The sequence below is a fragment of the Leptolyngbya sp. FACHB-8 genome (genome assembly GCF_014695575.1).
In the GTDB taxonomy this organism is placed as follows: Bacteria; Cyanobacteriota; Cyanobacteriia; order Elainellales; family Elainellaceae; genus Vacuolonema.
In genome coordinates, this window is the sequence record NZ_JACJOO010000093.1 from 1 (window position 1) to 11,018 (window position 11,018).

Sequence of the window (11,018 nt, forward strand, 5' to 3'; positions counted from 1 at the left end):
GTTGTCATTTCGATCCGAAATTGTCGTTGCGATCTGATGTTGTCGTTGCGGTCTATGTCTTTAACCCGTCAACTCTGCTGTCGCGACACCTCAACCCGCTTGACATTTGATAATCATCAATGCGATCGCGAACTTCCAGGCTATCAGCGATAAAAAGAGCCTGATTTGGATCGATATCTTGCTGGGGGCGTTGGGGATGCTCCATAACTGAAGAACACAGCCTCTATCCAGAACCAAAGGGAACTTACTCTTATAATGCACTGTTTAGATTTGTTAAAGTTCTATCACGAGGAGAACCACTTCATCCCTCCCAAGACAGAACTCACAAATCATTGAACCGCTAAATCATATTCTGAACGCACTTGATGAGTAGCAGTGGCTTTTGCATGTCCTAAAATTCCATGACTAATAGCATTTCTCCTGCGATCATTGTGACGGATTCTCTTTACTTGAGCGTTATTCATCTTCTGCTTTGGCTTGCGCAACGTATAAGCCAACTACCAAAGCCTTAACAAAGATTCAAGCTGATTCTGCGTGCGCCTTGTACACGCAAAATCAGCCACCCGGGAGGAGTGGAACTAGCGGACAGGTGCCGCTTCCCTACACATATCTAGCATTCGATGATCGTTCGCACTGATCGTGCGAACTTTATGCAAGTTGTTTAATTCTGCTTTTACTTCACGGGGCTCAGATACCTCGGGAACTACAGCCTCAACCGCCAACTGGCTACCCTCGATATCGCCTGAAAAGCAGGTGAACTCAGACTGTGGCACATAGAATGCACCAATTACTTCGTCATTGTGACGCTCAAACAGAACGTAATCTCGTGCCAGTTGGTTAGGTTGAGGAGAGGTTCCGTAGAGATAAACCCCATCTGACGCTGTGGTCGATCGATCGCCTGACTGTTCCTGAGCTTGTGCCGCAGGTTCTCGCAAGCCCACCGTGATAAGTGATATAGGAAATAGGGCAGCAAGAGCAACGCGGAACCATAGCTGTCGATTTGAAGCAGGTGGAATCATTACTGTTTCTCCTTGCATTACAGTTCGATCACGTTCAAGCGGTCCTTAAGGAATACCAATCGACTACTGGCTCACCTCTAGGGCAGAATCCTACCAATCCTTCTCATTATTTATGGATGAGTTGGAAAGATTGTTTAAACGTGAACAGGTTCCAGACTATCGGCAATTATCCATAAGCCTTTCTTCCATAAGAACTGGATCTTGTATCTAACTTACGAAAGAGACTTGATGCTAAAAAGCTGAATATGGAGTTTTCAGTGGAGTGAATGTTCTACTTAGTAAGCACGACAGCATAGCAGAGAATTGAGATGCTCCCAAAGAGTCCCCTCAGATAGAGCGCTACACAAATTCTCACATTTCACCTCACCCTTTTGGCAGATAGCCAAGCCAAGCAAGCTCTGCCAAAATGAGTACAAATTAGCACCTGATAAAGCCGCTGCTACTTACTGGGCGGCTTTTTCATATTTAAATTTAGAGATAGGGTCTGCATCAAATCCTTGTGGAATTAGATTGCGATCGAGTATGGGGTGGGCAGTTCTCGAAAAGTAGAAATACTCAAGATCTTATCCCCTGAGAAGCTATAACCCCTGCCACACGCTCTCTAAAGCAATGACGGTTTAGCCGTTTGTATGAGAACTTAGCGACAGCCGTATGTTTAGGGCATTAATCAGGCAGTTAGAGTCTGTCGTTACCTACTGCTCTACTACCCCATCCGGTAAACAATCGCCCAGAACATCAGGACAGCAGAATCAGTTGGGCAGTTATGGGCGAAAATCAATTAAACCTAACTGAAACTATTCCTAGCAATGACTGCAATTCAAACGAAACCAACATTACTGAACGCCACTCTGCAATCTACCCCGATCGAAAACCGCACTGCCCAGGTAGCCTGGACAATTTTTCGAGTGGTGGTGGGCTTACTGATGATCCATAACGGATTTAGCAAATTGGCAGACGTGCAGGGTTTTGCGAGCGGGGTTGTAAGTTTTATTGGCTTACCCTACCCAGTTTTCCTGACCTATTGTGCTGCCTATGCTGAGATTGTAAGTTCGATTCTGCTGGCAGTTGGATTATTCACTCGGCTAAATGCCCTGGTACTGCTATTTACCATGCTAATTGCGATATTCTTTCATCTCAAAAAAGACGGCTGGCAGGTTCCTCCGTTGGAAACGGCTTCCCTCTACGCCCTGTGGTTTAGCTTCTTCCTGACTAATGGTGGTGGTTTATTCTCCCTCGATACGGCGATCGCAGCTTGGTTAAGAAAACCCTCATCTCCCTAAGGTAATCGACGGAGAAGAGCCACCGTTTCTCGTGTAGCTGCTACCATGCCTTCTGGATGTGTTGTAGCTTTAGGGCTCTTCGCCCAGTTATAACAAGTAAGGTTAAATGCACACAACAAAAAGCAAGGTGACGCTTTGCGTCACCTTGCTTTTTGTTGTGTGCATTTAACAATCTTCAACTGCGGCGATCGCTCATTCTACATTCATTACTGCCTATAGATCCGCTTGAATAAAACAGTGGACAACCGGCAGTACTTCCCAAGCTATAAGGGCTCTCATAGCCTTCAGGTAGACGAGTAACTTGGTCTAGAATGGCGAGCGCCGCAATATTCATCAGACATCCCTGAGTGGCCTGGACAGCCCCAGGTAGACGTTTAATTTCTGCCCCATCATCTGGGTAGCAGCTTTTAAGGAGGCCTACTTTGGTACGCTACTTAACGTCAGTTCGGGATAAGCCGAACCGCCCATCATTGCGTGCGCGACCGCACGCAATGATAGGCTTTTTCGAGTGCCGCGCGAAGCGCGGCACTCGAAAAAGCCCTTAACCCGAACTGAGGTTACTTAGAGAGGTTGAATCTCTGATGTATCGGCATACTGATCAACGACCAGCAAGCGACAGGAAAATATCTGTGTCATTGCTTTCCAAGCGTTACAGCTTCTGTGTGCTATAGCTCTCCAGCTAATCTGTCGACCAAACGAAGCATACTTTTGATATTGGAAAAACACACATTAAATAAAGGACGATAACAACCCAAAATAAGTTCCCTCATCGCCACGAAGAAATATGAACATATTAATTAGCTAACTTAACAATACTAAACCATACGAAAAAATACAAATAAAATATTTAGACAGAACAACAAGTAGTACATATACGTATTTTATTTTGAATCCTTCAAATAAACTTTGTGTGTTAGATCACATCCAGATCATTCACACCAAATTTATCTATCTCTTCCTAAGGAATGAGCACAGATGCGGTTAATGCTGATTAGCCTGAATACAGCATCGATAGCTTCATTCATTAAGATGCGTAGACAATAAAAAAATGTCGCCAATTAGCTCCTGAATTTTTAGAAAGGTGACAAGATATCTTTTTTTGCACAATTCTCAATCCGTTATTTCCATCAGGTGGGATGCCATATATAGGCATTAACATCTTGTTTTTTTAGATGATGGGTATCCCAGCATGAATGAGTTCAAGGGACAAAAGTTAGAAGGCCCGCCTGTTGTAGAAGACATCCGGCATCTTCGAATCTATTCAGGTAAGAAACCGAATTCCCAATCAATGGTACGGTCTGCTTCAGGTTACGAAATTTTAGAGAAATTGTTGGCGATCGCCCTTATTCTCATAATGGGCTACTTAGGTTATAGCTACATTGCAGCAGGGTCATTTTCACCTCCTGATTTTGAGATCAACAGACACTCAGATCAACTCTAAAGCGTAAGACAGTGACCTTCTAAAGGGAGCCAGTCTGCATCGTAACTCTCACAATGCCCGACCACAAGGGTTTTGACAGGCCGTTGATTTTGGTAGGAAAAAGAAGCGATCGCCCGGTGATATAGCGCTGTGAACGTTGATTAAGTACGGTGGTGTGGGGTACTTCGTGTCCCACACCACCGTTGCTGTATTTATAAAGCAGTTCATGAGCATTAGTTCGGACAGTTTTTCTGAAACCCTTGATTTTGCGTGCGCTTCGCGCACGCAAAATCAAGGGTTTCAGAAAAACTGTCCAGAGTATTGATGAGCGGAAGCCTGTATTGTGCAGACAGAATGAGACAGGACAACCCGTACAAAGATCAAGTTGTCCTGTCAATGATATTTCAATCCAAGCTACAGCCCTACCACTCGTCGCATGCAAGCATGAGCCAGCTCATCGTGGATGAGCCGTTGGAGTGGGTTAGGAGTTTGTTAGAGGAACCAGTAAGGGAACTACCTCAGAACCTCTTTCGTCAATTTGCAACGGCGTTGACGTCCCCAGTGTTACAAGTTGGTCGGAAGGATTCAGCATGGTAGACGGGGATAGCGGTTGCAATGGCGTAAAGCCCTGCGATGGATCAAGCAAAGAAGCCGGATTAACTGAGCCAACTAAATCCTCGTAGCTTACGCTGCTCTGAGTCCCTCCCCCCAGTAAGGGATCAGACTCAACGCCTCCTACTAGCCCATCTTCCCCAGTTCCTCCATTTAAGGGATCATCACTGGGGCTTCCCACCAGCAAAGCTGTCGTATTTTCGGTTGGAGCCAGTGCCAGGGTAGCACCATTGCCCGCTGTATCCTGAATCGTGCCACCATTCAGGTTCAGCGCGGAGCCAACCTCAATACCGTCCGTATCTTCATCACCTGCCGCTACGGTATAGCCAAAGACCAACGCGTTAGTGTCGCTGCCAGAGATGTAAGCTGCATCAACGGTCTCTGACCCAACTGTAAGGGATAAACTGGGCGTTCCTGCGGTGGTATCTACTGTAACTGCCTCTGAGAAGGTGAGCGTGAATTCCAATGTCTGGCCTAGACCATAGACACCATCGCTGGGAAGGGCGATCGTTGTCACTTCAGGTGCAACCGCATCCACCAGAATGCCTGTTGTATCTCCAACATTAGCAATGGCTAGTGTTGCAGAATTGTTTGCGGCATCGGTGATGGTGGCATCGCCCTCCAACTGTAAGTCGGTTCCAACCTGAATGCCATTGGTATCTGTATTACCCTCAGCAACGGTGTACCGGAAGATGTAAGTGTTTGGATCGGTGCCAGGGCCTTGCAGTTCAGCAAATAGCGGTTCGCCCGAATCCAGAGTAATGGGTAGGCGGATAGACCCTGTACCGGGGGTGAGGGTAACCGCTTCACTGAAGGTGACCGCAAAGTCGAGATTCTGTCCAACCCCATAGGTGCCGTTCGTGGGTAATGCGACCGCCGTGATGGTCGGTGCAACGGCATCCACCAAAACACCCGTCGTATCTACGCCAGTTGGAAGGGTCAGTACAGCACTGTTGTTAGCAGCATCACCGACCGTAGCATCCCCTTGCAACTCAAGCGCCGTTCCAACTTCAATACCATTACTATCAACATTTCCTTCAGCAATCGTGTAGCGGAACACGTAGGAGTTGGGGTCTGTACCGGGGCCTTGCAATTCAGCAAAAATAGGTTCGCCTGAATCCAACGTGATGGGCAGGCGAATGGAACCTGTACCCGGTGTTAGGGTAATGGCTTCGTCAAAGGTGACGGTGAAATCAAGATTTTGCCCAACACCATAGGTGCCATTTGTCGGTGGGGTGACAGTTGTAATGGTAGGTGCGACAGCATCCACCAAAATCCCTGTTGTATCTCCAACACTTGGGAATGTGAGCGTCGCAGGAGCACTAGCAGCATCAACAATCGTGGCATTACCACCCAGTTCAATCGCTGTACCTAATTGGATACCTGTGGTGTCAAGGTTGCCTTCTGTAACGGCATAGCTAAAGGTATGCGTTGTTGAAGACGCACCTGTTCCCTGGAGAACCGCAAAAGCAGTATCCCCTGCATCTAATGTAACGGGAATACGTACTGAATCCGCGCCATCTGGGGTAATGGTGACGGGTTCATCAAATGTCACCGTAAATTCTAGTATTTCCTGATTCCCGTAGGTCTCATTGGAAGGCAGCGTGATGCTTGTAATGGTGGCCATGGAAACCTCCTAAAAATTGTAAATGCTACAACCTGAAATGCTTCGTTGATGGCTACTCCTACCCTAGAAAAAAGTGGACAAGGGACTGGAGACAGCTCCGAAGCGACAAAACAGTATGAGCTAGCTACTGTTCTTCTAAAAAACGCCGTGCCAAGCTTGAGGCATTTTGAACACGCCCCAAGGATAAATGGGTCAGGTTTGACCTATGGGTTGCAAAGGCTCAAGGCTTCAGAATTAGCCTGAGATGCAGGACTTAAAGGGATAGAGGAAAAACTTCAACGAATACAGCACTGAAGTTGGACATGGGCCCTCCTGGATAAGCAACGAACGCGTTTAGAAGAACGCTTTGGTTCCCCTAAAGGGTGAACTTTATTCGGAAGAACACAAGAGACAGTTGTAACCGAAAAAATGTAATTTAGAGCGCAATTTTCTTAGCTAAATTCCGGACAGCTACGGAGGACAGCATGAAGCTCCTTAAAAAAGATCACCAAAGGTCTAAGTATCCTTTCAAGAACAAGAAGGATGATGAGACTCGCATTAAGCGAGCTCAAGTAAACTAATCTCATAGTTTCGATTTTGCATAGATCCTATTCATACTTTGGTTTACAACAGGATAAATTTCTTCCAGAAACGCAATGTTGTCCTAAATTAAAATATTTTGCGTATCAATAGAAAAACAAAAAGTTTCAGGTTTGAAAGCTAGTATAAAAGTTGTCACCGAATAAGTCATTTGAATGGCTAATCTGTTTAGGCTTTCAACTATGAAAAAGTTAATCACTCCATAACATCATCTAAATATCAACTGTGAGGGTATTGACTCTCTAAATATTTTTACTTGTGATTTTGGTTGCTTCTATAGCTATATGCAGATAATCAACCTGAGCATTCAGGCTCCTGAGATCATTGGCTGCCCACTTCTCCAACACGGTATATAGCTCCGAATCAATGCGGAGCAGAAATTTCTTGTCGCTTACGTGTACAACGTATCTGTATTGATAATGGGTTGAGTAGAATTCTCCGGCTCAAGAGCGTCTACAACAGCATTCGGATTACCCCGAAGCGATTCAACCTTTGGTATGGAGATTTCCAGTAATGAAATTACCCATAGGATGTTGGTGCTTTGCCCGCTTCGCGGGCAAAGCACCAACATCTTGGGTCAATTCTTGTGCACAAACCTCCTATGTTGGACAGACGAAAAACTGGAAGACTCAGTGGACAGGGCGATCGCCTCAGTATGTAGGGGCGATCGCCTGTCTCGTTTGGCAGCTCACCGGCTTGCGGTTGATTTCTGACATCCTCTCGTGGCCTTGCTCTTGCCTTAAGCGAGTCGTTAGCATCACTCAGATCTGTTGAACAGTCTGAAGCCAGTAATCATCTAGCTTATAATTTTTGACAACTATTGAGATTTTAAATGAGTAATCTTTTTATTGATATTATCTTGCCCGCTTTGCTGAATGGCACTGTGATTAGCTTAATGGTCGCCATCATAGTGGGAACCATCGTAGGATTTATCGTAGGAATCATCTCCCACTCCCTCAAAAAAAGCATCGCAAAAGCGATCATTGGTGCTTTCTTTGGGACGCTTCTAGTGGCTGTACTGCCCATTTTTTCAAAGCCAGAAATTATGGGAAGTGGTCCCTATGGAGGAATTACTATTGTGCAGATGGCGATCATTCTCGTACCCCTGGGTTCCGTGGGTGGCGCATTGGTGGGAGTGTTGTCCAAGTTGAAGCTGAATCACCCCGAGCATCAGAAAAATTTGCTGCTGTTGTTAGCCGTGAGCTACGTTCTGATTGCATTCATCACTTACGGACGCATTACTCACTACTGCCAGCAACTTCAGCTCTTTCAGCGAATCTTTCCGCCCGAAATTTGTAGGGGTTCAAACTAACCCGCAATAGCAATGGCAAACGCGAACAACGGTGGATTCGGAGCTTAGGAGGTTTCTGCATAAGAATTTACCCAGGATGTTGGTGTTTTGCCCACGAAGCGGGCAAAACACCAACATCCTGGGGGGTAATTTCATTGCTGGAAATCTCCTTATCTATGGTTGAGCGAGGGACAACGCTGTTCTGGCAGCTCACTGCAGTCCCAGAAACACGACCGGCAAACGGAACTGGTTTTGTAGTTAAAGCCATATCTGACACAAAAAACATAAAAAAATTTTGGGAATGTGTCGATTAGGGCAATTCCCGTTCGACTAACTTACAAAGGGGGCAAAGCTCGACCGTGCTGAATAGATTTTTTTTCAGTGAGATGTCGATTTGAGCGATCGCCGTTCGACTTAACCACAAAGGAGGCAGCCGAATGAGATATTTACTACTGATCTATACCTCAAAAACGCTCTGAACAACGCCGAGCGGGAGCATTGCTATATGGAAGCTGCCCAACTCGCTCAGGACTTCTAGACCAAGCGCAATTGATCAGGCTCAATCTACCCAGGACAAGGTAGAGATGTAAACCTCAATAAAACTGCAGATGCAACGTAGCTTGTTGTTCGAATTCAACCATTACACCGTGGAGATTCACCATGTTTCAGAAAACAATTGCACATCCAAGTATTGTTGGAAGAGATGAGTGGCTGACTGCTCGTAAAACACTGCTTGAACATGAGAAAGAGTTGACAAAGCATCGCGATCGCATCAATGCTGAACGACGCAGGCTGCCTATGGTCAAACTTGAAAAGGAATATACCTTTGAAGGATCGAATGGCCCTGTCAAACTGATCGATTTATTTGCAGGACGGACCCAACTCATCATCTACCACTTCATGTTTGCTCCGGAGTGGGAGAAGGGTTGTATGGGCTGTACAGGCTACGTTAATGCCTTGGGTGATCTTTCAAGGTTGAATGAGCGTGACACAACATTTGTACTGATCTACACCTACTCGACTTATGCCCGTGGCGTTGAATCCCTCACTGATACCTACAGTCTTCTCGATGTGACCCCCTATGGGCGGCAAGAGGACTTTGAAGACTCTCCAAGCGGATGGCCGCAACATCCAACGTATGGGTAGAGTGCAGTGCTTTTGACTCAACATCAATGCGATCGCAATCTTCCATCATTCATCATAAGGAGATAAAAAATGGAAACCATCCAAATCGAACAAAGCTCACCCATGCCTGTTCACCCTCAAAAAGAACATCAATGGCTGCAGAAGCTCGTTGGTGAGTGGACTTATGAAACCGAAGCGATGATGGGTCCCGATCAACCTCCCGTAAAATCAACAGGAACCGAGACTGTTCGCTCGATTGGGGAAATCTGGATTCTGGCGGAAGGACAGGGTGAGATGCCTGGATGTGGTCTTGCAACAACGCTGATGACCCTCGGCTACGACCCACAGAAACAACGCTATGTGGGCACATGGGTTGGATCAATGATGACGCATCTTTGGCAATACGATGGGGAGTTAAATGCAGATGAAACCGTGCTAACGCTAAATTCTGAAGGACCTGCTATGACGGGTGACGAGAAACTAGGAAAGTACAAAGACGTGATCGAGTTCAAGAGTGACGATCATCGAATTCTAACTTCCCATATGTTGAGGGATGACGGGCAGTGGCAGCACTTCATGACCGCCCATTATTGGCGCAAGCAATAGGACGTATCGTTCCGTTGATACGACCAAACCTTACACAAAAGCTGAGCCAAAGCATGGCATCCAACATGGCTCGGAATACCTGGTTGTAGTTGAAGATGCGATCGCTCGTTAAGAACAGCAACGGTGGTGTGGGGCATGAAGTGCCCCACACCACCGTACCTAATCGCTTAATTGGCATTTCTGAAGTACCAATTAGGTGTTGGGGAATGACACACTCAAGACGATAAAGGGCTGCCTTGCTTCCACCTGGTCTCAATCAATACTCTGGACAGTTTTTCTGAAACCCTTGATTTTGCGTGCGCGAAGCGCACGCAAAATCAAGGGTTTCAGAAAAACTGTCCGAACTAATGTCAATAATACGCTCATTAAAATTGTTGCGGATTCGGCTTCGTGACACACTGCAGTTGCCCGCACGCGACCGTAAAATTCCTCCCACATGGACATTCATATAGAGAACACCTGAAGAGCTGATTGCCAGCGATCGCACATCGGGCGCATCACCTAAGGCGTATACTAGGCTTCCCGTCCCTCTGCTTGTAGGATCAAGCAGTCAATACTTTTTGATATTGGCATGATTGCCCCAGCGTTTTATATCAGTCTCTACATTCTTAGTGGAGCTTTGGACACCATTGTAAATAAGGCGGCGGCTATGAATGCTGCGATCGTCCGAATATGGTTCCAAAACATCCAGTTCGTCAGATATTTAGACCAAAGCTCTACGCCTTCTTTACTGTTAGGGTTTGCAGCAGCTAACGCGTTATTAAGGGGGACATTGAACACGATTGCCACCCCAAAACAACCGATCAGGTAGAGCAAAGCAGCAATGAGCAAATAAACGGCTATGGGCTGTTGCCAATTGAGTAGCGAAAAGACAATTAAAACTAGACAAACAACACTCGTACCCAAAAACGCAGCCATAAACCAGGGGTTAATCACCGTGATGTTAATGGATTGCATGGTAGCAATTCCCTGAGCGGGTGGTTGCTGAGCCAAAGCTTGCATGACAAAGGTCGAGAAGGCAAAGAACACTCCTGCAATTAACCCACATCCAAGTGCTGCTGTTAGTTTTAGCGGAAAATATAGCTGTGCAAACATGACTATTCCCCCCAATTTTGTCGAGCAAGACTTATTCGAGTGCGTACGAGAATGAGAACATTCTCCACGTGGACTAGCATCAATGTGCCATAGATGTGCCATTTTTCTTCCTACCTTTGCTGATGCATTCTCTCAAGACATTTTTAGGGTAGGAAAATGCTTATCCCCCTGCTATCTAATTCTTGCTCCACTATCAAATTCTTGAGCCTATTTGATTTATTCAGCTAAACGCACTCAAAGCTGCATCTTTCATCCCATAGTGGGTATTTTTGCCAGATACAGCGCTTTTCAAGCGCATAAAATCGATTGTTTTTGTGAGAGCCGCGCTCCGCGCGGCTCTCACAAAAACAATCGTGGCTGGTAC

The 11,018-nt window shown here is 46.1% G+C and carries 10 protein-coding genes; 6 read left to right on the forward strand and 4 right to left on the reverse strand.

What is annotated here, in order from left to right; all coding sequences use genetic code 11:
* Nucleotides 1-578: 578 nt before the first annotated feature.
* Nucleotides 579-1,019, reverse strand: a complete 441-nt coding sequence (locus H6F91_RS26540; RefSeq protein ID WP_190789566.1) for a hypothetical protein — start codon at nt 1,017-1,019, stop codon at nt 579-581.
* A gap of 806 nt (nt 1,020-1,825) precedes the next feature.
* On the opposite strand from H6F91_RS26540, the gene H6F91_RS26545 reads away from it, so the two are divergent.
* Entirely contained in the window at nt 1,826-2,299 is a 474-nt protein-coding gene (locus H6F91_RS26545) for a DoxX family protein (RefSeq protein ID WP_190789567.1), read from the forward strand.
* A 1,189-nt stretch (nt 2,300-3,488) separates the two neighbouring features.
* Entirely contained in the window at nt 3,489-3,740 is a 252-nt protein-coding gene (locus H6F91_RS26550; protein ID WP_190789568.1) for a hypothetical protein, read from the forward strand.
* Nucleotides 3,741-4,200: 460 nt separating this feature from the next.
* Here H6F91_RS26550 and H6F91_RS26555 read toward each other — a convergent pair whose 3' ends face one another.
* The gene (locus H6F91_RS26555; protein ID WP_190774167.1) at nt 4,201-5,958 is read right to left on the reverse strand and encodes a hypothetical protein; all 1,758 of its coding nucleotides are present in this window, start codon (nt 5,956-5,958) and stop codon (nt 4,201-4,203) included.
* Nucleotides 5,959-7,050: 1,092 nt separating this feature from the next.
* On the opposite strand from H6F91_RS26555, the gene H6F91_RS26560 reads away from it, so the two are divergent.
* From H6F91_RS26560 to H6F91_RS26575, 4 genes are all read left to right on the forward strand, one after another.
* Nucleotides 7,051-7,311 (forward strand): hypothetical protein, encoded by a 261-nt coding sequence (locus H6F91_RS26560; RefSeq protein WP_190789569.1) that lies wholly within the window; start codon nt 7,051-7,053, stop codon nt 7,309-7,311.
* Nucleotides 7,312-7,369: 58 nt separating this feature from the next.
* Nucleotides 7,370-7,849, forward strand: coding sequence for a hypothetical protein (locus H6F91_RS26565; protein WP_190774165.1), 480 nt, complete (start codon nt 7,370-7,372; stop codon nt 7,847-7,849).
* Nucleotides 7,850-8,488: 639 nt separating this feature from the next.
* Entirely contained in the window at nt 8,489-8,974 is a 486-nt protein-coding gene (locus H6F91_RS26570; protein WP_190774164.1) for a DUF899 family protein, read from the forward strand.
* 69 nt (nt 8,975-9,043) lie between these two features.
* Nucleotides 9,044-9,559, forward strand: a complete 516-nt coding sequence (locus H6F91_RS26575) for a DUF1579 domain-containing protein (RefSeq protein ID WP_190774163.1) — start codon at nt 9,044-9,046, stop codon at nt 9,557-9,559.
* Here the strand turns inward: H6F91_RS26575 and H6F91_RS26580 are convergent.
* Together H6F91_RS26580 and H6F91_RS26585 are read right to left on the reverse strand one after the other, a co-directional pair.
* Nucleotides 9,528-9,737: a hypothetical protein gene (locus H6F91_RS26580; RefSeq protein ID WP_190774162.1), complete on the reverse strand. Its 210-nt coding sequence runs from the start codon at nt 9,735-9,737 to the stop codon at nt 9,528-9,530. The two genes, H6F91_RS26575 and H6F91_RS26580, sit on opposite strands and share 32 nt — an antisense overlap.
* 422 nt (nt 9,738-10,159) lie before the next feature.
* Nucleotides 10,160-10,654, reverse strand: coding sequence for an anthrone oxygenase family protein (locus tag H6F91_RS26585; protein ID WP_190789570.1), 495 nt, complete (start codon nt 10,652-10,654; stop codon nt 10,160-10,162).
* Nucleotides 10,655-11,018 lie beyond the last annotated feature (364 nt).